At 72.4% G+C, this 25,320-nt stretch carries 18 protein-coding genes and 4 pseudogenes; 9 read left to right on the forward strand and 13 right to left on the reverse strand.

All coding sequences use genetic code 11. From position 1 onward, the window contains the following. Positions 1–675: 675 nt before the first annotated feature. A pseudogene (locus RB628_RS13960) lies at positions 676–1,156 on the reverse strand (LacI family DNA-binding transcriptional regulator); the annotation flags it as partial. Positions 1,157–2,355: 1,199 nt separating this feature from the next. Here RB628_RS13960 and RB628_RS13965 point away from each other — a divergent pair. Together RB628_RS13965 and RB628_RS13970 are read left to right on the forward strand one after the other, a co-directional pair. Further along, complete coding sequence (locus RB628_RS13965; protein ID WP_318320712.1) at positions 2,356–3,519, forward strand: exonuclease SbcCD subunit D; 1,164 nt, start codon at positions 2,356–2,358, stop codon at positions 3,517–3,519. 178 nt (positions 3,520–3,697) lie between these two features. After that, complete coding sequence (locus RB628_RS13970) at positions 3,698–6,685, forward strand: SMC family ATPase (protein ID WP_318320713.1); 2,988 nt, start codon at positions 3,698–3,700, stop codon at positions 6,683–6,685. Here RB628_RS13970 and RB628_RS13975 read toward each other — a convergent pair. Beyond that, complete coding sequence (locus tag RB628_RS13975; protein WP_318320714.1) at positions 6,679–7,125, reverse strand: Lrp/AsnC family transcriptional regulator; 447 nt, start codon at positions 7,123–7,125, stop codon at positions 6,679–6,681. The genes RB628_RS13970 and RB628_RS13975 overlap by 7 nt on opposite strands. 136 nt (positions 7,126–7,261) lie before the next feature. On the opposite strand from RB628_RS13975, the gene RB628_RS13980 reads away from it, so the two are divergent. After that, complete coding sequence (locus tag RB628_RS13980) at positions 7,262–7,744, forward strand: rhodanese-like domain-containing protein (protein ID WP_318320715.1); 483 nt, start codon at positions 7,262–7,264, stop codon at positions 7,742–7,744. Between the two features lie 40 nt (positions 7,745–7,784). Here the strand turns inward: RB628_RS13980 and RB628_RS13985 are convergent, their stop codons facing one another. After that, complete coding sequence (locus tag RB628_RS13985; RefSeq protein ID WP_318320716.1) at positions 7,785–8,579, reverse strand: ATP-grasp domain-containing protein; 795 nt, start codon at positions 8,577–8,579, stop codon at positions 7,785–7,787. A 77-nt stretch (positions 8,580–8,656) separates the two neighbouring features. On the opposite strand from RB628_RS13985, the gene RB628_RS13990 reads away from it, so the two are divergent. Next, a complete protein-coding gene (locus RB628_RS13990) occupies positions 8,657–9,151 on the forward strand; it encodes an immunity 21 family protein (protein ID WP_318320717.1) in 495 nt (164 codons plus the stop codon). 86 nt (positions 9,152–9,237) lie between these two features. Here the strand turns inward: RB628_RS13990 and RB628_RS13995 are convergent, their stop codons facing one another. The 4 genes and pseudogenes from RB628_RS13995 to RB628_RS14005 all read right to left on the reverse strand — a co-directional run bounded on the left by RB628_RS13995 (position 9,238) and on the right by RB628_RS14005 (position 14,228). Beyond that, positions 9,238–10,929, reverse strand: coding sequence for a DUF885 domain-containing protein (locus RB628_RS13995; protein ID WP_318320718.1), 1,692 nt, complete (start codon positions 10,927–10,929; stop codon positions 9,238–9,240). Between the two features lie 111 nt (positions 10,930–11,040). Continuing rightward, a complete protein-coding gene (locus tag RB628_RS14000) occupies positions 11,041–12,309 on the reverse strand; it encodes a GNAT family N-acetyltransferase (protein ID WP_318320719.1) in 1,269 nt (422 codons plus the stop codon). 229 nt (positions 12,310–12,538) lie between these two features. Beyond that, positions 12,539–12,724: pseudogene (locus RB628_RS42600) on the reverse strand (alkaline phosphatase); the annotation flags it as partial. A 60-nt stretch (positions 12,725–12,784) separates the two neighbouring features. After that, positions 12,785–14,228 (reverse strand): annotated as a pseudogene (locus tag RB628_RS14005) (PLP-dependent aminotransferase family protein). A gap of 47 nt (positions 14,229–14,275) precedes the next feature. Between RB628_RS14005 and RB628_RS14010 the strand changes: the two are divergent. Next, positions 14,276–15,085 (forward strand): annotated as a pseudogene (locus RB628_RS14010) (DMT family transporter); the annotation flags it as partial. Positions 15,086–15,175: 90 nt separating this feature from the next. On the opposite strand, the gene RB628_RS14015 reads toward RB628_RS14010, so the two are convergent. Further along, complete coding sequence (locus RB628_RS14015; RefSeq protein ID WP_318320720.1) at positions 15,176–16,018, reverse strand: alpha/beta fold hydrolase; 843 nt, start codon at positions 16,016–16,018, stop codon at positions 15,176–15,178. 149 nt (positions 16,019–16,167) lie between these two features. Here RB628_RS14015 and sigJ point away from each other — a divergent pair, with 149 nt between their 5' ends. Both sigJ and RB628_RS14025 read left to right on the forward strand, forming a co-directional pair. Beyond that, positions 16,168–17,070, forward strand: coding sequence for an RNA polymerase sigma factor SigJ (sigJ, locus tag RB628_RS14020; RefSeq protein ID WP_318320721.1), 903 nt, complete (start codon positions 16,168–16,170; stop codon positions 17,068–17,070). A 111-nt stretch (positions 17,071–17,181) separates the two neighbouring features. Continuing rightward, complete coding sequence (locus RB628_RS14025) at positions 17,182–17,943, forward strand: GntR family transcriptional regulator (protein ID WP_318320722.1); 762 nt, start codon at positions 17,182–17,184, stop codon at positions 17,941–17,943. Between the two features lie 227 nt (positions 17,944–18,170). Here RB628_RS14025 and RB628_RS14030 read toward each other — a convergent pair whose 3' ends face one another. The 3 genes from RB628_RS14030 to RB628_RS14040 form a co-directional block, all read right to left on the reverse strand. Continuing rightward, on the reverse strand, positions 18,171–19,328 hold the full coding sequence (locus RB628_RS14030; protein WP_318320723.1) for an ROK family transcriptional regulator: 1,158 nt from the start codon (positions 19,326–19,328) through the stop codon (positions 18,171–18,173). 100 nt (positions 19,329–19,428) lie between these two features. Continuing rightward, entirely contained in the window at positions 19,429–20,085 is a 657-nt protein-coding gene (locus RB628_RS14035; protein ID WP_318320724.1) for a response regulator transcription factor, read from the reverse strand. A 77-nt stretch (positions 20,086–20,162) separates the two neighbouring features. Next, positions 20,163–21,452, reverse strand: coding sequence for a sensor histidine kinase (locus RB628_RS14040; RefSeq protein ID WP_318320725.1), 1,290 nt, complete (start codon positions 21,450–21,452; stop codon positions 20,163–20,165). 107 nt (positions 21,453–21,559) lie between these two features. On the opposite strand from RB628_RS14040, the gene RB628_RS14045 reads away from it, so the two are divergent. Both RB628_RS14045 and RB628_RS14050 read left to right on the forward strand, forming a co-directional pair. After that, positions 21,560–22,522, forward strand: a complete 963-nt coding sequence (locus RB628_RS14045) for an ABC transporter ATP-binding protein (protein WP_318320726.1) — start codon at positions 21,560–21,562, stop codon at positions 22,520–22,522. A 2-nt stretch (positions 22,523–22,524) separates the two neighbouring features. After that, on the forward strand, positions 22,525–23,253 hold the full coding sequence (locus tag RB628_RS14050; RefSeq protein ID WP_318320727.1) for an ABC transporter permease: 729 nt from the start codon (positions 22,525–22,527) through the stop codon (positions 23,251–23,253). Between the two features lie 32 nt (positions 23,254–23,285). Here RB628_RS14050 and mug read toward each other — a convergent pair whose 3' ends face one another. Together mug and purB are read right to left on the reverse strand one after the other, a co-directional pair. Beyond that, positions 23,286–23,828, reverse strand: coding sequence for a G/U mismatch-specific DNA glycosylase (gene mug, locus RB628_RS14055; protein ID WP_318320780.1), 543 nt, complete (start codon positions 23,826–23,828; stop codon positions 23,286–23,288). Next, positions 23,825–25,267, reverse strand: coding sequence for an adenylosuccinate lyase (purB, locus tag RB628_RS14060; RefSeq protein ID WP_318320728.1), 1,443 nt, complete (start codon positions 25,265–25,267; stop codon positions 23,825–23,827). The genes mug and purB overlap by 4 nt, the downstream gene beginning before the upstream one ends. Positions 25,268–25,320: the final 53 nt, after the last annotated feature.

Raw genomic sequence — 25,320 nt, forward strand, 5'->3', positions numbered from 1 at the left:
CCCCGGTGGTGGTGCCCAGGTCGACGGTGAGGGTGGGGGTGGCGGCGGAGGCCGGTGCTGCCGTCACGGTGGTGACGCCGGCTACGACGGTGAGCGGGAGCATGATCTTGGTGATGCCGTGGAGGAGGCGTCCTGTGGTCGAGCGTCTTTGCCCGATTGCTGGCATGTGGGTGAGTCCCTTCAGGGATAGGGCGGGTTGTCGCTGCGCCGGCCCCCGTGCCGGACGTATGGGTGGGGTGGTGCTCGCGGGTCAGGCGGCGGTGGTGTCGGTACCGGCGTCCGCGCGGTGGTGGTCGCGGGCGAGGAGGGTGTATCTGCTGGCGTTCCAGGTCCAGGTCCAGGTGCAGGCGCCGTCGCGTAGTCCCAGTCGAAGTTCTCGGCGAAGCCGGAGGTCTCGTACAGGGCGCGGAAGCGGGCGCTGATCTCGTCCGCGAGGCATGGTGTGCCCTGGGAGCGGCACAGGTGTGCCCTGGGAGGGGTGATCGGGTGCTGCTGGGCTTGCCGGACCCGGCGGTGAGCTGCCTGGTCGGCCGGTGTGGGGTGCGGAGGGTGAAGTGGGGTGTGCGGGGTGGTGGTTCAGGGGTTGGTGGGGGTGTCGAGGTCCGGAGCCGGGTGGGCGGGTGCGGGGTGGGTGGGCAGGTTGCCGGCGGGTTCGGTCCTCGCTCGCAAACAGAGGCCCAGGTCGGCGAGGTGGTGGACGCAGGCAGCAGCAAGGGCGGTGTGGTCCAGGCCCACCCACCAGCTGCCCTGCGGGTGGGCTGTGCGGCCGATGGCGACCGAGGCGAATTCAACCGCGGTGAGGTGCTCGATCCGGTCGTCCTGCAGGCGGATCTCCATCAGGATCGCGCCGTCGACCGCCGCTCGCGGAGAGCAGTACGTCGTAGTCGTACGCGGCGGCGGCCTCGGTGACGATGCCGATGAAGTCCATCTGCATGCCGGTGTAGTGGTTCCCGGTCGGCGGGAAGACCAGACCGATGGTGCTGGTCCGGCCGTTGGCCAGCGCCCGAGCACTCGCGTTGGGCTGATGCCCCAGCTCGTCGATGACGTGCTGGATCTTCAGGCGGGTGTCCTCCGACACCGGCCGCTTCCCGCTCAGGGCGTAGGACAAAGTGCTCCGCGAGACACCGGCCCGCCGGGCGATCTCACCGATGTTCACGGGACTCCTTGGCCGAGAGCGATCGAACCGGTTCGATGATTCCAGGAAAAGAAACCGGCCAGACGTCGATCGTCGAACCGGTTCGTGTGAAGTGAAGGTAGGAGCAACCCGGGCGGGCGTCAACGCCTCGCGCCGAATTTCTCGTAACGACCCGGAAACGTCGGTGCGCTGAGGTGTAATGCCTGGCCTGCCCGGGTGCGCACCCGCTCGCCAGCAGGGCCAGGTGTCGGATTCGGCGGACGGGTACACCCTGACCGGTGAGGACGGCCGACCGTGCGCGGGGGAAGAGATCCGTGTCGGAGGTATTGCTGGCCGGTTTCCTCGGTGCTAGCTTTTTCGAACCGGTTCGACAAAGCATCACTCCATGCGAACGATGGGAGCCGGCGTCCGCAGCCGCAGTACTCATCACCGGGGCCCCGGTGCGGTGCGCCTGTTCGGACAGCTCCAGCAGGCAGGGGCGTAGCCGCAGGTGCGCGGTCAGGATCGGGTACGCCTGGCCGGCAGGCCGCCGTGGCTGATGCCGACGAGGAGTCCGGCGTCGTGCGGCGTGTCGTGGTTGCGGCTGCCGGGATCCACGGTGGCCCAGGCCGTGGATCCGCTCGCCGTCGTACGCCTCGAAGCGCTGCTCGATGCGGTAGGTGCCGTCGCCGAGCGGTGCGTGTGCGCGCGCCTGCGGGCACGCCGTGCAGGGGTGCTTGGCGGAGAGCGTTTCGCGGTCCGTGGCGGTGTGCAGGAAGCGCGGCGGGCCGTCCTTGCCGGCCTCCACGGTGAGGCGGCCGTTGACGATACGGGCGCTGCCGTCCGCGTGCGCGGGCACGGTGGCGGCGGCGTCCGCGGCGGGGACGTCGAAGGCGCCGGGGAGGGTGTCCTCGGGGGGCCTGACCGGCGCGGGCGCGGACCCGTACCGAGTGCGGCCCCCAGGGGTTCGATGAGGATGACCTCGTGCAGGGCGCGTCGTTCGAGGACGTTGCCTGAGGTCGGCCGGCGAGAAGTTGTGTCAGGGCAAAACGTTCCCAATGGATACAAAGCCGAAGGCGATGAGCCGTGGACCGCGTGCGCACACGCTGCGTCACCCGAGGACCGTGCTGGTCAGGTACTGACAGGCGTTAGCGTGGGCGGTGCTGAGAGCGAGGACCGTGCTGGTCCGGTGCTGAGTCCAGGGGCGAAGTAGGGGGAGACATGCAGGTCGGAGCAGCGTCTTGAGAATTCTGCACACGTCCGACTGGCATCTCGGCCGCGCCTTCCACCGGGTGAACATGCTCGGGGCGCAGGCCGGGTTCATCGCCCATCTCGTCTCCGTCGCGCGCGAGCGCGAGGTCGACGCGGTGGTCGTGTCGGGTGATGTGTACGACCGGGCGGTGCCCCCGCTGGCCGCGGTCGAGCTCTTCGACGACGCCCTGCACCGGCTCGCCGACCTCGGTGTGCCGACGGTGATGATCTCCGGCAACCACGACTCGGCCCGCCGTCTCGGCGTCGGCGCCGGACTCATCGACCGCGCAGGCATCCACCTGCGCACCGACCCCTCCGCCGCAGGCACCCCCGTCGTCCTCCAGGACACCTTCGGGGACATCGCCTTCTACGGACTGCCCTATCTCGAACCGGCGCTGGTGAAAGACGAGTTCGGGGTGGAGAAGGCAGGTCACGAGAGCGTCCTCGCCGCCGCCATGGACCGGGTGCGCGCCGATCTCGCCACGCGAGCGGAGGGCACCCGGTCCGTCGTCCTCGCCCATGCCTTCGTCACCGGCGGTGAGGCCAGTGACAGCGAGCGGGACATCACCGTCGGAGGGGTCGCCGCCGTGCCCTCCGGGGTGTTCGACGGCGTCGACTACGTGGCGCTGGGCCATCTGCACGGCTGCCAGACCATCACCGAGCGCGTGCGCTACTCGGGTTCCCCGCTGCCCTACTCCTTCTCGGAGGCGGACCACCGCAAGAGCATGTGGCTGGTCGACCTGGCGGGCGACGGCTCGCTCACCGCGGAGCGCGTCGACTGCCCGGTGCCGCGCCGGCTCGCGCGCATCCGGGGGGCGTTGGAGGAGCTGCTCGCCGATCCGGGCCTCGCCCGCCACGAGAACGCGTGGGTCGAGGCCACGCTCACCGACGCCGTACGCCCCGCCGACCCCATGGCCCGGCTCATCAAACGGTTCCCGCACACCCTGACCCTCGCCTTCGATCCCGGGCGGTCACCGGGGGACCCGGACGTGACCTATGCGAGCCGCCTGGCCGGGCGCGGCGACCAGGAGATCGCGGAGGACTTCGTCCTGCATGTGCGGGGCGCGGGAGCGGACGAGCACGAACGGGGCGTCCTGCGGGACGCGTTCGACGCGGTGCGGGCCGACGAGACGGTACGGGAGGTGGCCCGGTGAAGGCGGCGCGGACTGCGCGGACTCCGTGGAGTGGGCGGAGCGGATGGAGCGGGCGGGAAAGAGCCCGCCGGGCAGGCGCTCCCGAGAGGACCTGCACCGACACAGGAACCGCCGCCGACCCGGACGGCAGCGGCCCGGCGCACCGCCGCGACGGCGACCTGCACGCGGAGGGCGCCCGGTGAGGCTGCATCGGCTGGACATCACGGCCTTCGGACCCTTCGGTGGCGCCCAGCAGGTCGACTTCGGCGAGCTGTCCGCCGCCGGGCTCTTCCTCCTGCACGGTCCGACCGGCGCGGGCAAGACCTCGGTCCTGGACGCCGTCTGCTACGCGCTGTACGGCTCGGTGCCCGGCGCCCGCCAGGGCGGTTCGCTGCGCAGCGACCATGCCGCGCCCGGCACCCGCACCGAGGTCACCCTCGAACTCACCGTCGCCGGACGCAGGTTGGAACTCACCCGGCAGCCGCCGTGGGAGCGCCCCAAGAAGCGGGGCGCGGGCACGACACTGGACAAGGCCCAGAGCTGGCTGCGCGAGTACGACGTCGCGGCCGGGTCCTGGAAGGACCTCAGCCGCTCCCACCAGGAGATCGGCGAGGAGATCACCCAGCTGCTCGGAATGAGCCGCGAGCAGTTCTGCCAGGTCGTGCTGCTGCCCCAGGGCGACTTCGCCCGCTTCCTGCGCGCCGACGCCGAGGCCCGCGGCAAGCTCCTCGGCCGCCTCTTCGACACCCACCGCTTCGCCGAGGTCGAGAAGCGCCTCGCGGACCGCCGGCGTGCCGCCGAGGCCGAAGTGCGAGAGGGGGACGCGGAGTTGCTGGCCGACGCCCACCGGATGCAACAGGCCGCCGGTGACGCCATGGAGCTGCCCGGCCTCACGCCGGGTGAACCAGGGCTGGCCGAAACCATCATGGGCGCCGCCGCCATCGCCCGCTGCACCGCGCGTGAGCTGCTCACCATCGCCCACTGCGCCCGCGCCGCCGCCGAGTCCGCGCACCGGGCGGCCGACGACGCTCTGGCCGACGTACGCGAAGCGGCGCGGTTGCAGCAGCGGTTCGCCGAGGCGCGGGAACGCGCCGGGCGGCTGGAGGAGCGGGCTGACACGCACCGGGAGGACCGGGCGCGGATGGAGCGGGCCCGCAAGGCCGAGGCGGTGGCGCCCGCGCTGGAGCTGCGGGAGGCGGCCGAGACCGAACACCGGCGCGCGGCCGACACCGAGACACATGCGCGTGCCCTGCTGCCGGACACCTTCGTGGACGCCGGCGCCGGTGGACTGGCCGCCGCCGCACGCCGGGCCGCCGAGGAACTGGGCGGACTCGAATCCGCCCGCCGCGCCGAACAGCGCCTGGCCCAACTGGTCGCCGAGCGCGACGGCCTGGACCGTCAGGAGCGCGCCGACGAGGAGGTGCTGCACGACGCCGAGAACTGGCTGGGCGAGTGGGAGGCGGCGCGGGCGGGCCTCCAGATCCGTATCGAATCGGCGCAGGAAGCCGCCACCAGGGCCGAACAGCTCGCCGTCCAGCGGGAACCCGCCCAGAACCGGCTCAGGGCGGCCCGCCGGCGCGACACGTTCGCCCGGGACACGGACGAGGCGCAGACCCAGGTACTGGCCTCGCGCGAGCGTGCCACCGAGGCCAGGGCGCACTGGCTCGACCTCAAGGAACAGCGTCTGAACGGCATCGCCGCCGAACTGGCCGCCAACCTGAGCGACGGCGAACCCTGTGCCGTCTGCGGAGCCACCGAACACCCGGCGCCCGCACGGAAGATCGCCGGGCACATCGACCGGGAGACGGAGGAGCGGGCGCTGTCCGCCTACCAGCGGGCCGACGAGCGGCGCACCGAGGAGGAACGCCGGCTGGGCCTCGTACGCGAGGCGCTGGCCGCCGCCACCGCCGAGGCGGGTGACACGCCCACCGAGCTACTCGCCGAGCAGACCGAGGAGTTGGAGCACCGGTACGAGGAGGCCCGGCGGGGTGCCTCCGGGCTGCATTCCGCGCACGAGGAGCTGCGCCGGGCCGAGCAGGAGCGCGAGCGCCGATCTGCCGCCCAGCAGGAGGCAACGGTCAGGACAGCGTCCCGGGTCGCCCGCCGGGACACCCTCGACCGTGAACGGGCCGCGCTGGAGGAGGAGTTGGCGCAGGCCAGGGCAGGCGCCGAAAGCGTTGCCGTGCGGGCCGCGCAGCTGGAACGGCAGGCCGCGCTGTTCACCGAGACGGCCGAGTCCGCGCGTACCGCCGAGGACACCGCCCAGCGCCTCAAGGACGCCGACGCCCGCCTCGCCGACGCCGCCTACCGCGCCGGGTTCGACACGCCAGGCGCGGCGGCGGACGCCCTCCTGGACGACGCGGCGCACCATGAACTCCAACGGCGGCTGGACGCCTGGCAGTCGGAGGAGGCCGCCGTACGGGCAGCCCTCACCGAGCCCGACACCGTGGCCGCATCGCAGCGCCCCCCCGCCGATCTCGTGGGCGCGGAACAGGCCGCCTCCGCCGCGGCCCGGCGGCTGCGGGAGGCCGCCTCCGCGCGCGACGCCGCCGCGAGCCGCTGCACAGAACTCGACCGTCTGTCCGCCCGCTCGGCCACGGCGGTACGACGGCTCGCGCCGCTGCGGGCCGCCCACGACCGGGTGGCCCGCCTCGCCACCCTCACCGCGGGCACCTCGGCGGACAACGAACGCAGGATGCGCCTGGAGTCGTACGTCCTCGCGGCCCGCCTGGAACAGGTGGCCGCCGCCGCGACGGCACGGCTGCGGCGCATGTCGTCCGGGCGCTACACCCTGGTCCACTCCGACGACCGGGCCGGGCGGGGCCGCAGCGGCCTCGGGCTGCATGTCGTCGACGCCTGGACCGGCCGCGAGCGGGACACGGCGACCCTGTCCGGCGGCGAGACGTTCTTCGCCTCGCTCGCCCTCGCCCTCGGCCTCGCGGACGTTGTCACGGACGAGGCCGGCGGGGTCCGCCTCGACACCCTGTTCATCGACGAGGGCTTCGGCAGCCTGGACGACCAGACTCTGGACGAGGTCCTCGACGTGCTCGACTCACTGCGTGAGCGCGACCGCAGCGTCGGCATCGTCAGTCATGTGCCGGACCTGCGACGGCGGATCCACGCCCAGCTGGAGGTGGTGAAGGGGAGGTCGGGGTCGGTGGTGCGGCAGCTGGGCGGTGCTCACTGACCGAGGGGGCGGCGGGGGAGCGGCGAGGAGTAGACCACGCTCGTGGTCACCGAGCCCAGCGCCCCGATCTTTCCCGACACCTCCTCCAGGTGGCGCATCGAACGCGCGACGACCTTGATGACGAAGCAGTCGTCACCCGTCACGTGATGCGCCTCCAGGATCTCGGGCGTCACGGCGACCAGGTCGTGGAACGGCTTGTAGTGGCCGTTCGGGTACCTGAGCCGTACGAAGGCGAGGATCGGCAGGCCGAGCCGTTCCGGGTCGACGACCGCCGAGTACCCCTGGATGACACCGGCCTCCTCCAGCCGCCGCACCCGCTCGGTGACCGCGCTCGCGGACATCGCGACGGCGCGCGCCAGTTCGGCGAAACTGGCGCGGCCGTCGCGCTGGAGGGCATCGAGGATGCGCCAGTCGGTGGCGTCCGGGGAAAACGTGCTCATGCCTGAGAAATAGCAGGAGAATCCCCGGCTGATCAAGGGGAAGGCCGTGGATCACACCTTCAGGTGAGGTGACCGTCGGCCGTAGATTCTGGCCATGGAGTCCCGGCCCGGGCTCCTCCCAGGGAAAGGCCAGCCCATGAGCGTCAGCACACCTCTCGCCAACCCGGTCCTGCGCGTCACCCCGGCCTCCCCGGCCGAAGCCGCCGCCTACTTCGGTGCCAGCCTCGCCTTCCACGCCGACGTGTCCGACGTGGCCGCCGCACTCACGGCCGACGGCGACCCCGGTTTCGTCGTCGTCGACTCGCGATCCACCGAGTCCTGGGACCAGGGCCACATCCCGGGCGCGCTCCACCTGCCGACGGCCCTCATCCCCGAGCAGGCCGCCCGACTGCTCGACAAGTCGGTACCGGTGGTGACGTACTGCTGGGGCCCCGGCTGCAACGGCGCGACCCGTGCCGCCCTCGCCCTCGCCCAACTCGGCTACCAGGTCAAGGAGATGCTCGGGGGGTTCGAGTACTGGGTGCGTGAGGGCTTCGAGTTCGAGACATGGGAGGGCCGGGAGCGTCGCGACGCCGACGCGTTGACGGCCCCGGCGGACGCCTCGGACTGCGGCTGCTGAAACAGGCGCGGGCCGCGGACCCTTCCGGCCTCGGTGAGCCTCAGTCCCGCACGGCTTCGGGCAGCGGGCGCAGGAAAACACGGTCAGCCGAGCCGAACTCCCCTTCCGGGCGGGCTGCGTGCAGGACGACATCGAGAACGGCATCCGGATCGCAGGCGTAATGCCCGCTGGCCCAAGCGGCGTTGGCCTCGACGACAGCCCACTCCGAGCCCTCCTCCACCAGGCCGACGTCTACGACGACGGCACTTGGCAGGTGCTGGGACGCATGGAGCTCGGCGAAGGCCAGCACCTCCGGACGTCGAGGGTCCTCGTCGAGCGGGACGGCATCCAGCTCGCCGTCCGTCAAGTACCTGCTGCCGGTACGGACGTCACCGTCGAGCAGGAACAGCCGGTACTCCACGGTGAATGTCACGATGTCGCTCACCAGCACCGGCGTGCCGTCGTCGACCGCGTCGGGACCCGGCAGCCGGCTCCCGTCCGGATAGACGCGCGCGGGGAAACTCTTGTCGTTGGGCGGCTTCACGAAGGCGGGCCGCCGTAGCTTCCGCGCCCCGGCGACAGTGCTGAACTCGATTTCCCTGTGCGTGAGTTCGTACGGCAGCCGGGCCAGCCAGTCCGGCGCCGCCTCCAGCAGCCCGACTCCCAGCTCGGCGCCCACGGCGTCCGCGAACAGCGGCCCGGCGTACAGCGTCGCGCCCTCGGTCGCTCGCCACTCGTCGGGCACCCGCCACTCGCGCAGGACTTCGACACCCATGGCGCGCCGGCGTGCCGCGTCGGCCAGTGCTCGTCCCGTCGCCGTAACGCGGGGAGAGAGAAAGAGAGTTCGGGCGTCCATGGGAGTCGAGGGTGGCCCACGGGAAGGGTCGGGGGACAGTGAATTCACGGGCGCGCATTGCGTGTAGGTTGCTGCGCATGGCAGTTGAGTGGGTGGAGTCGGGCGGCGGGCCGCTCATCGCGGTGCCGGAAGCGGTGCTGCCGTTCTGGGCGGGGGCGGACGGCGACGAACTGTCGACGGACTACGACCGGGCCTGTGAAGTGGACGGTCTCATCGGCTTCGTGCCCGTCGGTGACACCACGGCCCTCGTCCTCGGCGACGAACCCGCCTCGACCGCGTTCCTGCCGGAACACGACACCTTCGTACGGTGGTGCGCCGCCGACTCCGAGGACGAACTGCTGGCCTGCGTTCCGGCAGCGCTCGCCACGGCGGAGTGGGAGCCGGACAGGGCGTGGGAGACACCGGGAGACGTGCTTCTCTTCGACTCGGCTTGGCCGGGCAAGGAGACGGACGGGACCGATCACCTGCGGGTCGAGTTGGCGCCGGGACGGTACGCGGTGCGGGCGGCGTACGTGGAGCCGGGACCGGAGACGTGGGTCGGGCTCGTACAGCTGCGGCGGCTTACCGGCTGACGCGAGACCGGGGGAGGGGTTGCGGGGCGTACCCCGAGCCCCGCAACCCCCCCCTCCCGCGCCCGAGTCACTCTCGGCGAGCTACCTCACAGCCGGGACAGCTCGTCCACCAGATCGTCCAGCCCCAGCGACCCCTGCGACAACGCGGCCATGTGCCAGGCCTTCGCGTCGAACGCGTCGCCGTGGCGCCGCTGGGCGTTCTCCCTGCCCAGCAGCCACGCCCGTTCGCCCAGCTTGTAGCCGATCGCCTGGCCGGGGATCGTCAGATACCGCGTCAGTTCGCTCTCCACGAAGTCCGCGGGGCGGCTGCTGTGGGCGCCGAAGAACTCCTGGGCCAGTTCCGGGGTCCAGCGCTCGCCGGGGTGGAACGGGGAGTCCGCCGGGATCTCCAGTTCCAGGTGCATACCGATGTCGACGATGACGCGGGCTGCCCGCATCATCTGCGCGTCGAGGTAGCCGAGGCGCTGCTCAGCGTCCGTGAGATAGCCCAGTTCGTCCATGAGGCGCTCCGCGTACAGCGCCCAGCCCTCGCAGTTGGCGCTGACACCGCCGACGGAGGCCTGATAGCGCGAGAGGTTCTCGGCGACGTGCACCCACTGCGCGAGCTGGAGGTGGTGGCCGGGGACGCCCTCGTGGTACCAGGTCGAGACCAGGTCGTACACGGGGAAGCGGGTCTGGCCCATCGTCGGCAGCCACGTGGTGCCGGGGCGGGAGAAGTCCTCCGAGGGGGCCATGTAGTACGGAGCCGCCGCGCTGCCGGGCGGCGCGATACGGGACTCCACCTTCTTCACCCGCTCGGCAAGCTCGAAGTGCGTGCCGTCCAGCGCCTCGATCGCCTGGTCCATCAGCCCCTGGAGCCACTCGCGGACCTCGTCGACCCCCTCGATGTGTTTGCCGTGCTCGTCGAGATGCGCCAGCGCCACCCACGGTGTCCCGGCACCGGGCAGAATGTTCTCGGCCTCCAGCCTCATCTCGCCCAGAAGACGGTGGAACTCGGCCCAGCCGTACGCGTACGCCTCGTCCAGGTCCAGAACCGTACCGTTCCAGTAGCGAGACCAGCGCGCGTACCGCTCCCGGCCCACCGTGTTCGGCGCGCCCTCGACGGCCGGCGCGTACACGTCCCGCATCCAGTCCCGCAGTTCGACGACGGCCTCGTCCGCCACCCGCGCCGCCTCGTCCAGCTCGGTGCGCAGCGCCGCGGGGCCCGCCGACGCGAAGTCCGCGAACCAGCCGACGCCCTTGCCGTCCAGGTCGGACCACTCGCCGAGCTGCTCGACGAACGTGGCGGTGGGGCGCGGACCCGCGTACAGCTTGCGTTCCAGCCCCAGGGCCAGGCTCTCCCGGTAGCCCCGCAGCGCGACCGGGACCGCGCGCAGCCGTTCCGCGACCGCCGTCCAGTCCTCGTCCGTCTCCGTCGGCGTCACGGTGAACACCTCGCGCACCGAGTGAGCGGCCGTGTGCATGTTGCCGACGGCGCGCAGGCTCTCGCCGGCCTCGTGCACGGCGAGTTCGGCGGTGAGCCGCTCGCGCAGCAGCCGCCCGCAGCGCCGCTCGATGTCACTGTCCGCGCCGGGCCGCCGCTCGGCCTCGTCCAGCCGTGCCAGCGTCGTCCGCGCCAGCTCCGCCAGGGCCTCCTGGCCCGTGGGCGAGGTGTCCGGAAGCCTGCTCGAACTCTCTTTCACGCCGAGGTACGTACCGGTGACCGGGTCGAGGACGATGAGGTCGTCGACGTAGGCGTCGGCGACCTCACGGGGCAGCGGGTTCTTGGTGTCTGACATGCGGTCATCCTCGTACGCGGCCATGGTCGGCGTCACCTCGATTCGCGCCGACATGCGCGACCGGCCCGGCGGAAACCCACCGGGCCGGTCGTGGCGCAACCCCTGCGGGATTCAGTCCCGCGCGCTGTGGTCGTACGACCTCGGCGAGGCGACCGGGGTCGTGTCCAGGCGGGCCGTGATGACGAGGGTGCCCTCCTCGATCTGGTAGTCGAGGGGCAGGCCCAGGCCACGCATCGCCGCGACCATGCCGGTGTTGGAGGACTGCGTGACGGCGTACACGTGCTCGCAGTTCGCCTCGCGCGCCATCGACACCAGACGGCGCAGGAGTTCGCCGCCGACGCCCCGCCGCTGCCACTCGTCCTCGACGAGCAGCGCGATCTCGGTCTCGTCGCCGTCCCAGAGGAGATGACCGAGGCCGACAACCCGCCCCGACGCCGTCTGCACGGCGAGCGTGCGGCCGAAGCGCGGGCTGAGCAGGTGGTTCAGGTAGCGGTCGGCGTCGCCCATCGGGCCGTGGTAACGCAGTGAAAGGGTGCGCGGTGAGCAGCGCTCGTGCATCGCCTTCGCCGCCACCAGGTCGCCGACATCGGCGCGCCGTACGGTGATGGCGCTGCCGCGCGGCAGCGTCAGCACGTCCCGACCGTGCGGCACGCGGGGACCGAGCCGCGCGTCCAGCTCCACCAGCGCCCGCGCCCGGGCGAACTCGGTCGGGGTGAACGGCAGATACGGCCGTTCCAGGGTGATCACTCCGCCTTCCGGCGCGCGCAGCCGCATCACCGTGTCCGTCTCTTCGAGGGCGCCCTCGACCGGTACGCCCTCGACCGGTACGCCCTTGCGCGCCGCCGAGTCGCCGCCGGGCAGCGACCGGATCGTGCAGCGCCCGAGCAACTGGCGGAGTGCCAGCGGCAGTTCGGCCCCGTCCAGCGCCGTACGGGTGGCGAGGCCCAGAACCCGCGTCGGCGCGTCGACGAGATCGTGGGCGTCGGCCCGCTCGATCCACGTTCCGGCGCCGCCCGCCCGGGACACCGACCCGGAGATCTCGGCGGCGGCGAGGTCGCCGGGGGCGCGCAGCAGGAACTCGTCGACCGTGCCCCGGGCCAGTGGATGCGTCTGGAGGCTGAGGATGTCGATGCGCCGCTCGGCGAGGGCGATGCACAGCGCGGCCAGTGATCCCGGCTCGTCCTTCACCGTCGTCCGCATCCGCCACAGCACACTCGCGCCGGTATCCACGCCGCCATCGGTGTCGCCCGGCGGTGCGTGACCGTGGCGGCTTGCCCACCATGTGCGCAGCAGTGCGGCGAGTTCGACGACGTCACGCCGCCACCGGCGTACCGGGCGCCCGTCCGTCACAGGGGTTTCCTCAGATATCTTTCGAGTCATGCAGCCACCATGCGCCAACGGTGTTGCGTGATCACGAACGGACTGTGACCGAAGGGTTAAGTTGCGTTCCGCCCTTTTTGTTTACTTTTGTACGGTTGTTGCCGTGTGTATCCCTACTGTCCCACCCGTCCCGGCTGCGGCATCGTCGTCAGGGTGCCCGTCACCGGCTCGCCGGGTGCGGCGCGGGCCGTCCGGGCCGGAGGGTCGGAGGGTCGGAGGGTCGGAGGGTCGGAGGGTCGGAGGGCATCCGCACCAGCCCCGAGTCGGCGGTCACATCTCCGGTCTGGACCCCCCACCCGGCCTTCGGCCGCCCGGACAGGGGAGAAGGGGACATGCGGCGTGCCTCCGGGACAGGATGCGGCGAGTGCGCACTGTCCCAACTACTGCGGCACCGCAGCGCCCACGCGAACCGCAAGTGAACAACTGCCCCCGCGGGCAAGGGAAGCGGACAAGGCGACCGGTGTGCGGCCCGACGTCACGCGGCGAGGGCGTCGGCCATCAGCCGGATCCCGGCCGCGATCCGCGCGGGCGACGACTGCGCGTACCCCAGCACCAGCCGCACGCACCCGCCCCGCACGCCCCCGACCCCCGCGCGCGTGCGCGAAGTCCGTCAGCGGCCGTACCGCCACCCCGGCCGCCGCTGTCCGCTCCAGGAACCGGTCCTGCGGCCCGTACCGCTCCGGCAGCGCGGCGATCACATGCAGACCGGCCGCGATCCCCGACACCTCGGCCCCGGGAAAGTGCTCCGCCAGCGCCGCTACGAGGCCATCGCGCCGTTCGCGGTACGCGCGCTGGCACCGGCGCAGATGCCGGTCGTAGTCGCCGCGTTCCACGAACCGCGCGAACAGTTCCTGGTCGAGGGCGGGATGGCCCAGGTCCATCGTCCGCTTCCGCTCGACGACCTCCTCGGCGAGCGACTCCGGTACGAGGAGCCAGCCGAGCCGCAGCCCGGGCGCGAGCTACTTGCTGACGGACCCCGTGTAGGCGACGCGCTCGGGGTCGAGCCCCTGCAGGGCGCCCACCGGGGCGCGATCGTACCGGAACTCCCCGTCGTAGTCGTCCTCGACCACCAGCCCGTCGACCGATCGCGCCCAGTCGAGGAGTTCGGGGCGGCGGCCGGCGGAGTAGGCGATCCCGGAGGGGAACTGGTGGGCGGGCGTGGTCACCACCGCCCGTACCCCCGAGGCCCGCAGCCTGTCGAGGTCGAGGCCCTCGTCGTCCAGGGGCAGCGGTACGGCGTCCAGGCCGGCCGAGGTGTACAGGGAGCCGTGTTCAGGGCTCCCGGGGTCCTCGACGCCGATGTCGCGCATCCCGCGCGCGTGCAGCACGTGTCCGAGCAGCGTCGTCGCCTGCGCCACCCCGGAGACGACCACCAGCCGTTCCGGGTCCGCGACCACGCCCCGGCGCCGCGCGAGCAGCTCCGCCAGCGCCGTCCGCAGCCGGGGCAGCCCGCGCGGATCCGGGTAGCCGAGGGCGTGATGGGGGACCTCGGCGAGCACCGCGCGCTGGGCGGCGGCCCACGCTGCACGCGGGAACAGCGACAGATCGGGGGTGCCCGGCAGGAAGTCGGCCCGGACGCCGGGGGAGCGTGGAGCGAGGTCCCGCGCGCGTGGACGGGCGGCCCGGGCGGCACCGCCCACCCAGGTCCCGGCCCCGCGCGCGCTGCGCAGATAGCCCTCCGCGGTCAGCTGCTCGTACGCCTCCGTGACCAGCCCCCGCGACACCCCGAGGTCGGCTGCGAGGTCCCGGCTCGACGGCAGCCGCGTCCCCGGTACGAGCCGCCCCGAGCGGACCGCCGCCCTGAGCGCCTCCTGGAGCGAACGCCCACGCGCGCGTGCGGGCGCGGCAGAGCCTGGGAGCAGCAACTCCCAGGCGGCGGAGCCCGGCAGGCCGCTCGGACTGGTCCCCGATGACGTCATGGAAGTGGACCTTAATCCGGTCCGCCGCGCTCCCTAGCGTCAACTCCATGAACGCCACTGCCGACCCGGCCGACATCACCCCCGCGCGCGGGGCCCTGCTCGCCGCCCTCGCCGCCGTGCTCGTCGGCTGCTCCTTCACCGCCAACAGTGTCCTCGGCGACTACCCGTACGCGGGCGGCCAGTTCCTGCGCTATGGCCTGGCCTGTCTGCTGCTCCTGCCCCTGGTCGGCCGGGGCGGCGCCGCCCCGCTCCGCACACTCACCGCCCGCCAGTGGACCCGCCTCGCGCTGCTCGCGGCCGTCGGAATGGTGGGCTTCAACCTGGCCGTCATCGCCGCCGAACGCAGCGCGGAACCGGCGGTACCGGGAGTGTTCGTGGGCTGCGCGCCCGTGATCGTGGCGGTGCTGGTGCCGATGCTGGCCGGGCGGCGGCCCCAACGGACTGTGCTGTTAGGGGCGTTGACCGTCGCGGTGGGCGCGTTCGCGGTCCAGGGGTGGGGCCGTACGGACGGCGTGGGCATCACGTACTCCGGGTGCGCGCTGGCCGGCGAGGTCGGGTTCGCGGTACTCGCTGTGCCCTTGGTAAGCCCCCTGGGGCCCCGGCTGCTGTCCGCGACCGTGTGCGGCCTCGCCGGCGTCGAGTCCGCGCTCGCCGGGGTGGTGCTCGACGGCGCAGGCTGGCTGCGCGTGCCCGACGCCACCGAGTCCGCCGCGCTGCTGTGGCAGGCGGCGGTCGTCACCGTCGTCGGCTTCGTGTGCTGGTACATCGGCGTGCAGCGGATCGGCGTGGAACGCGCCACGCTCTTCTCCGGCCTCATCCCGGTCGCCGCGGCCTGCACCGCCCCGCTCGTCGGCACAGGTTCCTACGGCGCCGCACAGGCCGCCGGAAGCGCCCTGGTTGGGGCCGGAGTCGCCCTGGGATCCGGCGCGTTGACTCTCGTACGCCGGTCAGCGGCTCCCGTCGAGGATCACCCTGGCGACCAGCGCCGGGTCGTCGTTCATCGGGACGTGACCGCAGCCGGGGAGCCGGACCAGGCGGGCCTTGGGGATGATCTGCTTGGCGCGGATGCCCTGGCGGCGCACGAGCAGCAGGTCACGGGTGCCCCACGCCACGGTGACCGGGACGCCCGGGATGTCGTCCGTGAACCGGATGTCCCGGCCGCTCCTGAGGGTCTCGGTGAACCGCTGGGCGCTCGCCAGCGCGAGGGTCTCGGCGACGACGGCCTCGGGTGAACGGCGGCCGGGACGGGCGTAGATGGTGCTCGTCAGGACGGCGCGGCCCGCCGCCGAGCGCGCCAGCCGCTCGACCAGGGGCACCGGCATGCTCCGCGCGGCCCGCCGCATCGCGAGCAGCACACCGAACGCGTACCGCCGCTCCGCCTGCGACCAGAACCCCGCCGGGGAGATCGCGGTGACGGACCGCACGCGCTTCTCGCGCCCGAGTTCCAGGGCCAGCAGACCGCCCAGCGAGTTGCCCGCCACATGCGGCCGGTCCAGCTCCAGGGCCTCGCACAGGGCCCCGAACACGGCGGTCATCGTCGGCAGGTCGTGGGAGAAACTGTCCGCCAGCGCCGGGGACGCGCCGAACCCGGGAAGATCGACGGCGATCACCTCGCGCTCGGTGGCCAGGATGTCGATCACCGGGTCCCAGGCCTGCCGGTGATGGCCGATGCCGTGCAGCAGCAGAAGCGGTTCGCCGGCGCCCACGCGCGCGTACGACAGGGTCACGGTCCTGGACTCGGCCCCTGGGCCGTAGGGAGAGGGGACCTCGAAGGCGACGGTGGCGGACATGGGGCTGCTCCTACTCGTACACGTCTGTGTGGCTGTCCACGGGCACTGCGTAGACAGCTTGTCAGCAATTACTACCGACGGGTAGCCCCTGGCGCGCACCGCCGTCAACTCGCTGGACACGACCCTCGGTGGCGGGTTGGGATGGAGCAGTGACCGCCGACACCGTGACAAGCGTCTTCGAAGAGCACCGGCCCGTCCTCATGGGCGTCGCCTACCGCATGCTCGGCCGGGTGGCCGACGCCGAGGACGTGGTCCAGGACGCGTGGCTGCGCTGGTCCGGCGCCGACCGGACCGACGTGCGCGAACCGCGCGGCTATCTCGTGCGCGTCACGACCCGGCTCGCCATCGACCGCCTGCGCCAGGTGAAGGCGCGGGGCGAGACATACGTCGGCCCGTGGCTGCCCGAGCCCTACGTCACCGAACTCACCGGCGGCACCGGCATCGTCCCGGACGTGGCCGAGCGGGCCGTGCTCGCCGACACCGTGTCCCTCGCCGTCATGGTCGTCATGGAGTCCCTCTCGCCGCTGGAACGCGCGGTGTTCGTCCTCCGGGAGGCCTTCGGTCACCCGTTCGCGGAGATCGCCGCCATGCTCGACCGCACCGAACCGGCGGTGCGTCAGCTCGCCGGACGCGCCCGGCGGCACGTCGACGAACGGCGGCCGCGGTACGAGGTCGATCCGGCCCAGCGCCGTGACCTGACGGAACGGTTCCTCGTCGCCGCGGAACAGGGCGACCTCGCCGGTCTCATGGAACTGCTCGCCCCGGACGTCTGCCTCGTCGCCGACAGCGGCGGCCTGGCGCGGGCGCCGCGCCGGATCCTGGAATCGGCCGACCACGTGGGCCGCTTCGTCGTCGGCACCGCGGGCAAGGGCCTCGCGGACGCGTCGTTCCGCTTCCTGGAGCTCAACGGCGGCTTCGCCGTGCTGATCCTGGACGGCGGCAAGCCCGACGCCGTGTTCCAGATGGATGTGGCTGACGGCCGTATCCAGTGCGTGTACATCATCCGCAACCCGGACAAGGTGCGTTCCCTGGCCCCGCCCGAGGAACACTGATTGGTCTTGACCAAGTACCGGGGCCGCCCTATGGTCGCAGGAAAGTGCAACAACCTTTAATAAACAAGGGCGCTAAAACGCCGCTGGACCACGGCGATTGCGGAGGACAGGGTGGGGACCACGCAGTTGGAAACGGTGCCGGAGCCGAAGTACTGGCATCTGAAGACCGTGCTCAGTGAGGCTCTGGACTCCGAGTTCTCCGTGGGCGAGATTTTGCCCAACGAGCGCGACCTCGCGGCCCGCTTCGGCGTCGCCCGCGCCACGCTCCGCCAGGCACTGGAACAACTCGAACTCGAAGGCAGGCTCCAGCGCCGCCGCGGTGTCGGCACTACCGTCGCCCCGCCGCGCATGGGCGTCGCCGTCGGTACGGCCCAGCACGCGTGGCCGGGTGCGACGGGCGACGCGTGGCAGCCCGTGGACAGCGCGCTGACCGTTCCGGCCGTGGCCGTGGCCGGCGCCCTGGGGACCGGCCAGGACGAGCCCGTCCACACCGTGCGACGCTCCCGTGTCTCGCACGGCCAGCCGGTCGCCGCCGAACTGCTCTACGTCCCGGCCGCGTCGGTGCCCGACCTGTCGGCGATAGACGCCCCCTCCGGCGCGGCACGCGCGCGTGCGGTGCTGCGCGAACTCCAGCGCCTGGCGCTGGAAGGCCAGGACCGCGCCGTGGAGCTGGGCTCGGCCCGCGCGGACGACGCCAAGGAGCTGGACCGCCTCCCCGGGGCCCCCGTCCTCGTCGTCACGACCCGCTTCTTCGCGCAGGGCCGCACGGCCGCGCTCTCCCTCGCCACCTATCGCGCTGACACGTGCCGGTTGACGTTCGGCGACACCGGGGGAGTGGAGATCCACCACGGCCCGGAACGCCGCGCGTCCTGACCGTTGTACGGTCCTGTGCCCCGGAACGCGTCAGTTCCGGGGCATCCGGCGTTCTCGGGCGGGCGGCCGAGCGGGCCGGGCGAAGTCCGGCGCCGTTCACCTGTGCCCCGAAGGGGCGCGGGGCTGTGCCGATCTGCGGCTCCGCCGCGACGGGGGGAGCGACCGGCCACGGCGGCCCCGCGTTCCCTACCGCAGTTACCGCAGTTACCGCACGTCCCGCGGAGCGCTCAGCGGCGGGCCGTGACCGTCCCCTCCACCGCGAACAGCTGCTCCTCGACATGGTCGAGGGCCAGCCGCAGCGCGCCCGTCGCCACGGCCGCCTCGCCCAGGATCGACAGGGCCACACCGGGCGGGCGCAGACAGTAGCGCGCCAGCTCGTCGCGCAACGGCTCCAGTACGCCGTCCAGCCCCGCCGCCCACCCGCCGACCACGACCAGCTCGGGGTCGAGGGCCAGGACGAGCGCGGCCACGTCGTGGACCAGCCGCTGGATGAAGCGGTCCACGGCCGCGCGGGCCTGCTCGTCGCCCTCACGCGCGCGGGCGAACACCTCGGCGACCGCCACCTCGTCGAGCGGGTGCAGAGGCTCGCCCGTGGTCGACAGCAGCGCCTCCGGGGTCGCCCCCCGGCCCAGAAGATGCAGCGCGCCGATCTCCCCGGCCGCCCCGCCGTACCCCCGGTGCAGCCGCCCGCCGATCAGCGAACCGGCGCCCGGACTCAGCCCGGCCAGGACGAACACCACGTCGTCGGAGTCGACGGCGGCGCCCTTCCAGTGCTCGGCGACAGCGGCCGCGTTGGCGTCGTTCTCGACGAGTACAGGGCACTTGAAGGACCGGCTGAGCCGCTCACCGAGCCGCAGCCCGGTCCACTCGGGCAGCGCGGTGCACAGCCGTACGACCCCGTCGGCCTCCACGATTCCCGGCGTGGCCACGCCCACGGCCCGCAGCGAGTCACGGGCCACCCCCGCCCGGCGCAGCAGCTCGGCGACCGCCCACCGCAGCCGCTCCAGCCGCTCGTCCGCGGGTGCCGCCTCGTCGACGTTCTTCGAGATCGACCCCAGGAGCCGTCCGTCGAGGTCGGACAGCAGCGCGGCGACACGATGGGAGCCGATCTCCAGCCCCAGCAGATGCCCGGCCTCCGCCCGGAACCGGAACCGCCGCGCGGGCCGCCCCTGCCGCCGGGCGACGCTCTCGTCGGCGGCCTTCTCGACCACGAGCCCGCCCTCGATGAGCCCCTCGACGACGCCCTCGACCGTCGGCCGGGACAGCCCGGTGACCCGGGTGATCTCGGTCAGCGTCGCGCAGTCCGTGGCACGCAGCGCGTGCAGCACCACCGCGGAGTTGATCCTTCGCAGCAGCGAGGGATCCCCGCCGGTCAGCTGCCCCAACGTACGTCCTCCCAGCTCGTGCGTGTGTGGGGCGGATCGTACTCGGCCCGGAGCACCCGGGCGAGACCCGGACACCCGCGACCAGTCCGGCCGGCCGGGATCATCCGGGCGCCACGAACCCGGACTCGTACGCCACGATGACCGCCTGTGTACGATCCCGGGCCCCCAGCTTCGCCAGCACCGCGCTGACGTGCGACTTCACGGTCTCGGTTCCGACGACTAGCCGAGCGGCGATCTCCGCGTTGGACAGCCCCCGGGTCATCAGCCTCAGCACCTCCGCCTCGCGCTCGGTCAGCCGCGCCCGCTCCAGCACCGCTCGCGCCGCCCGATTCCCGTCCCCGTACTCGGCCGCCAACTGCCGTACCGACGCCGGGAACAGCAGGGACTCCCCCTCCGCGACCAGCCGCACCGCGTGCACGATCTCGGCCGGCCGGGCCCGCTTGAGCAGAAAACCGTCGGCACCGGCCCGCAGCGCCTCGTACACGTACTCGTCGTTCTCGAACGTCGTCACCACCAGGATCTTCGGCGGGTCAGGCACGGTCCGCAGCACCGCGCGCGTCGCCTCGATCCCGTCCATCAACGGCATCCGGACATCCATGGCGACCACATCCGGCCGCAACTGCCTGACCAACGGAATGACGGCGGCCCCGTCAGCCGCCTCCCCGACGACCTCGATATCGGGCTGAGCCTCCAACACGGCCCGCAGACCGGCGCGTACGAGGGGCTCGTCGTCGACCAGGAGCACGGTTACGGGCATTCGGTCAGCGTAGATCAACCCGGTCCGCGTCGCCGGACGCTCAGGAGAGACCGCGAAAGGGGAGGGCCCGTGCCCGGTCAGCCTCTTCTCCCGGCTCCGAGGGCCGCACCCAGTCGCCTGCTTCTGTTCCTCGGGCTCCTTCCGCCCTTTCCGTAGCGTCTCCCGAGGCGCGTTGCCGGCCTCACCCCGCCTTCCCTGGCCGGCAGCTCGACGCGCACCCGCCACTCACCCGTCTGCTGCTCCACCCCCGTCCACGCCTGCCCGCCCAGCAGCGCCGCCCGTTCCCGTATCCCGCGCAATCCGCTGCTGCCCCTCCCCGGACCGGGTATCAGGGCCGTCAGCGGATTGCGGACGTCGAGGACCAGCGTGCCGTCCGTGAACGCCACCCGAACTCGCACCGGGACCGAACCCGCGTGCCGCAGCACGTTGGTGAGCGACTCCTGGAGGATGCGGTAACCCTCGCGGGACACCGGCCCCGGCAGAGTGTCCAGTGGGCCGGTCAGCTCGGCGTCGACCTTCGCTCCGGAGGCGCGCGCGGAGTCCAGGAGGCGGTCGGCATCAGTCAGGGCGGGGCGGCTGCCTACGGGGCGGTCCGACTCGCGCAGTACGCCCAGCACCCGCTCCAGGTCCTCCAGGGCGGCCCGGCCGGTCTCCTCGATGGCGCCCAGGGCACGGTCGGTGAACTCCGGATCGCCGGCCGCCCGCGCCGCGCCCGCCTGCACCACCGCCACTGTGAGCGCGTGCCCTATGGAGTCGTGCAGCTCGCGGGCTATTCGGCTCCGCTCCAGGAGCTGCTCGGTGCGTTCCTCCAGCGCGGCCAGCCGCTCGGACGGCGACGGACCCAGCAGGCTGTGCGCGGCGGCGGTGATCAGCTCGCCCAGGCCGACCACCACGCCGTAGAAGGCCAGCAGCGGCAGCGGCGCGAGCAGGGCGTACACCCAGTGCGGTTGCGCAGTCGGCAGGAAGGGGTTGTCGTCGGAGAAGTACCCGGTCGCGGCCCGGACCAGATCGACGGAGGTCAGCGGCAGCCAGACACTGGCCCCCGTCGTCACCGCCCCGAGAGCCATCCGCACCTCCAGCCACAGCACCGTCCGCAGCCGGTCCCGCCAACTCGCCGACGGGGCAACGGAGATCGCCGACTCGGAATCCGGCTCCGGCTCGCCCGGCGTCAGCAGCAGCCGCGCCTGTACCCCCTCGCCCCGCCGCACGGCCGGAATCAGCCCGACGACCAGCAGGACCGCCGCGGGCACCCACGGGCTCGACATGTGGATGAACATCCACACACTCACGACGAGCATCGGCACCCACAGGTGCAGCAAGCGCGTGTACGTCGTCCCCCGCAGCAGCGGGCGCAGAAAGCGGACCATGGCGACAGCGTGACAGCCGCCACTGACAGTGGGCCTCCCCCGGGCGGGGGAGACGCTCTCCACCGGTGGGGGAGGCCCGCCACCGCCCACCCCGCCAGGCTGGTGCCATGACCAGCATCGACGTCAAGGACCTCACCAAGGAGTACGGCACCGCACGCGCCGTCGACCACCTCACCTTCAGCGTCAAGCCCGGCCGCGTCACCGGCTTCCTCGGCCCCAACGGCGCCGGAAAGTCAACCACCATGCGGCTCGTGCTCGGCCTGGACCGGCCGACCCATGGCACCGCCACCGTTGGCGGCCGGGCCTACGCCACCCTCGACGGCCCCCTCCGCAAGGTCGGCGCCCTGCTCGACGCACAGGCCGCACACGGCTCCCGCACCGCCCGCGACCACCTCCGGGTGCTCGCGGTGGGCAACCGCATCCCGGACCGCCGGGTCGACGAGGTGCTGGCCGAGACGGGGCTCTCCTCCGTGGCGCGCCGCCGGGTGCGGACGTACTCCCTGGGCATGCGCCAGCGGCTGGGCATCGCGGCGGCGCTGCTCGGCGACCCCGAGGTGGTGATGCTCGACGAACCGTCGAACGGCCTCGACCCCGAAGGCATCGTCTGGATCCGCGAGTTGCTGCGCCGGCTGGCCCAGGAGGGCCGTACGGTCCTGGTCTCCAGCCACCTCATGAACGAGACCGCGTCCTTCGCGGACCACCTCGTCGTTCTCGGCGGTGGACGCCTGCTGGCGGACACCCCGATGCGCGAGTTCATCGACGCACGTGCACGGCCGCGCGTGCGCGTGCGCACCACGGACGGCACAGGCCTGCGCCGACTGCTGGCGGAGCACGGGTACGAGGCCGCCGCGCCCGACGACGGCCAGGACAGTCACGAAGGCCACTGGACCGTGGAGCACGCGCGCGTGGACGACATCGGCCGGCTCACCTCGGCCGCGGGTCTGACCGTCCTCGAACTGGGCGCAGACGAAGGCACGTTGGAGCAGGCCTATCTGGACCTGACGGCCTCGGCGACCGAATTCACCACGACCCCGGCCCCAACCCCCGACCAGCAGCCCCAGGAGGCCTGAGCATGTCCTTCGTACCCGTACTCCACGCCGAGTTGATCAAGATCCGTACCCTGCGGTCGCTGATCGGGGCGCTGTGCGCGGTCGTCCTGGCCACCGGACTGTTCTCGGCTCTCGCCGGACTCGACTCCGGGGCCGGCGAGGAGGACTTCGACCCACTGTTCTCGGCCTTCTTCGGCGTCAGCTTCGGGCAGATCGCGGCCGTCGCCTTCGGCGCCACAGCGGTGTCGTCCGAGTTTCAGGGCGGTGGCCTGCGCGCCACACTGGCCGCGGTACCCCGCCGGGGCCGCTGGTTCGCGGCCAAGACGGTCGCCGTCGCCCTCCCCGTCCTGGCCGTCGGCCTGGTCGCCGGGGGAGTGAGCCTGGCCGTCGGCAAAACACTCCTCGGCGCCGACGCGAACGGCCTGAGCTGGGCCGAAGGGCTCCGTGGCGTGATCGGCTGCGGCCTTTACCTCACCCTGATGGCGCTTCTCGCGGCCGGCCTGACCGCCCTGTTGCGCAGCGGAGTCGCCACGCTGAGCATCCTGATCCCGTTCCTGCTCATCGTCTCGTTCGTGGTCGGCGGAGTCTCGGGCACCATTGCCGACTTCCTGCCCGACAAGGCGGGCCAGGTGGTGTTCCACGAGACCTGGGACGGCTCACTGGGCCCCTGGACAGGCCTCGCGGTGACCGCCCTGTGGGCGGCCGGGGCGCTGCTGGCGGGCGCGTGGAGCGTACGACACCGGGACGCGTGACGGCCGTACACAGCCGTACAGCGCACCCCGGTCTAAGAAGCCGCTTCCCGCAGCCGTCCGAACTCCTCGGCCATGGTCGCCGCCGTCCAGTGCGCGTTCAGGCCACTGGGGTTGGGCAGCACCCACACACGCGTGTCGCCGAACTGCCGCTCCTGCGGGCCCACCTGAGCCTTGCGGTCGTCAAAGGCGGCCCGGTACGCCGTCACGCCCACGACAGCCAGCCAGCGCGGTCGCAGCCGCGTCACCTTCGCGGCCAGCATCCGCCCGCCCTCGCGGTACTCCTCCGCGGACAGCTCGTCGGCCCGCGCGGTCGCCCGCGCGACGACGTTCGTGATGCCGAGCCCGTACGAGAGCAACTCGCCCTGCTCGGCGGGTTTCAGCAGTCTCGGGGTGAAGCCGGACAGGTGCAGCACCGGCCAGAAGCGGTTGCCGGGGCGGGCGAAATGGTGCCCCGTCGCCGCCGTCACCAGGCCGGGGTTGATACCGCAGAACAGAACATGGAGGCCGTCCGCGACGACGTCCGGTACGGGACGGTCGCGGGCGGCCTCCAGCTCGGCCCGGGTGAAGCGGATCAGAGGATCGCTCCGGGGGTGTAGGCCGCGGCCTCCGGACGCTGCTTGGCGATCTCCTCGATCCGGGCGACGACGGCGGCGACCTGGTCGGCCGCGGCGCCCGTGAACGACAGCTTGTCGGCCATCAGCGCGTCGAGCTGCGCGCGGTCCAGGGGAATGCGCTCGTCGGCGGCGAGCTTGTCGAGGAGCTCGTTGCGCTCGGCTCCCCGCTCACGCATGGCGAGCGCGGAGGCGACGGCGTTCTCCTTGATGGCCTCGTGCGCGACCTCACGGCCCACGCCCGCGCGCACCGCGCCCATCAGCACCTTGGTGGTGGCGAGGAAGGGGAGGTAGCGGTCCAGTTCACGCGCGACGACGGCCGGGAAGGCGCCGAACTCGTCGAGGACCGTCAGGAAGGTCTCCAGCAGACCGTCGAGGGCGAAGAACGCGTCGGGAAGGGCCACCCGGCGCACCACCGAGCAGGACACGTCGCCCTCGTTCCACTGGTCGCCCGCCAGCTCGCCGGTCATCGAGGCGTAGCCGCGCAGGATCACCATGAGGCCGTTGACGCGCTCGCAGGAACGGGTGTTCATCTTGTGGGGCATCGCCGACGAGCCGACCTGGCCGGGCTTGAAACCCTCGGTCACCAGCTCGTGCCCGGCCATCAGCCGGATCGTCTTGGCGGTAGAGGAGGGCGCGGCAGCCACCTGCACCAGCGCGGTCACGACCTCGTAGTCGAGCGAGCGCGGGTAGACCTGACCGACGGAGGTGAAGGCGGTGGAGAAGCCGAGGTGCCCGGCGATCCGCTGCTCCAGCTCCGCGAGCTTGGCCGCGTCACCGCCGAGCAGGTCCAGCATGTCCTGGGCGGTGCCCACGGGACCCTTGATGCCGCGCAGTGGATACCGCCCGAGCAGCTCCTCGACCCGGCCGTACGCGACGAGCAGCTCGTCGGCCGCGGTGGCGAAGCGCTTGCCGAGGGTGGTGGCCTGCGCGGCGACGTTGTGCGAGCGGCCGGCCATGACCAGCTCGCCGTACTCGCCCGCGAGCTTCCCGAGCCGCGCCAGCACGGCCACCGTACGGTCGCGCGTCAGCTCCAGCGAGAGCCGGATCTGCAGCTGTTCCACGTTCTCGGTGAGGTCGCGCGAGGTCATGCCCTTGTGGACGTGCTCGTGCCCGGCGAGGCCGTTGAACTCCTCGATCCGCGCCTTGACATCGTGCCGGGTGACCTTCTCGCGCTCGGCGATGGACGCCAGGTCGACGGTGTCGAGGACCCGCTCGTAGTCGGCGAGGGCGGCGTCGGGCACCTCGATACCGAGGTCCTTCTGGGCCCGCAGCACGGCGAGCCAGAGCTGCCGCTCCAGTCTCACCTTCTGCTCGGGCGACCAGAGTGTGGCGAGTTCGGCGGAGGCGTAGCGTCCGGCGAGGACGTTCGGGATGCGGGGCTTTGCGGGTGCGGCGGTCACGTGTACGGATTGTACTGGCGGTTCGTGCAGGCCAGCGCCACTGGCCTGTTCGG

Origin of the sequence: Streptomyces sp. ADMS, from assembly GCF_033441795.1 — a bacterium.
Taxonomy (GTDB): Bacteria; Actinomycetota; Actinomycetes; order Streptomycetales; family Streptomycetaceae; genus Streptomyces.

Bases quoted from the DNA above. Each gene is read 5' to 3' on its own strand.
- RB628_RS13975 (WP_318320714.1), bottom strand. From the start codon at position 7,125: ATGAGCACGTTTTCCCCGGACGCCACCGACTGGCGCATCCTCGATGCC.
- RB628_RS13980 (WP_318320715.1), top strand. From the start codon at position 7,262: ATGAGCGTCAGCACACCTCTCGCCAACCCGGTCCTGCGCGTCACCCCG.
- RB628_RS13985 (WP_318320716.1), bottom strand. From the start codon at position 8,579: ATGGACGCCCGAACTCTCTTTCTCTCTCCCCGCGTTACGGCGACGGGA.
- RB628_RS13990 (WP_318320717.1), top strand. From the start codon at position 8,657: ATGGCAGTTGAGTGGGTGGAGTCGGGCGGCGGGCCGCTCATCGCGGTG.
- RB628_RS13995 (WP_318320718.1), bottom strand. From the start codon at position 10,929: ATGTCAGACACCAAGAACCCGCTGCCCCGTGAGGTCGCCGACGCCTAC.
- RB628_RS14000 (WP_318320719.1), bottom strand. From the start codon at position 12,309: ATGACTCGAAAGATATCTGAGGAAACCCCTGTGACGGACGGGCGCCCG.
- RB628_RS14015 (WP_318320720.1), bottom strand. From the start codon at position 16,018: ATGTCCGCCACCGTCGCCTTCGAGGTCCCCTCTCCCTACGGCCCAGGG.
- RB628_RS14035 (WP_318320724.1), bottom strand. From the start codon at position 20,085: ATGCCCGTAACCGTGCTCCTGGTCGACGACGAGCCCCTCGTACGCGCC.
- RB628_RS14040 (WP_318320725.1), bottom strand. From the start codon at position 21,452: ATGGTCCGCTTTCTGCGCCCGCTGCTGCGGGGGACGACGTACACGCGC.
- RB628_RS14045 (WP_318320726.1), top strand. From the start codon at position 21,560: ATGACCAGCATCGACGTCAAGGACCTCACCAAGGAGTACGGCACCGCA.
- RB628_RS14050 (WP_318320727.1), top strand. From the start codon at position 22,525: ATGTCCTTCGTACCCGTACTCCACGCCGAGTTGATCAAGATCCGTACC.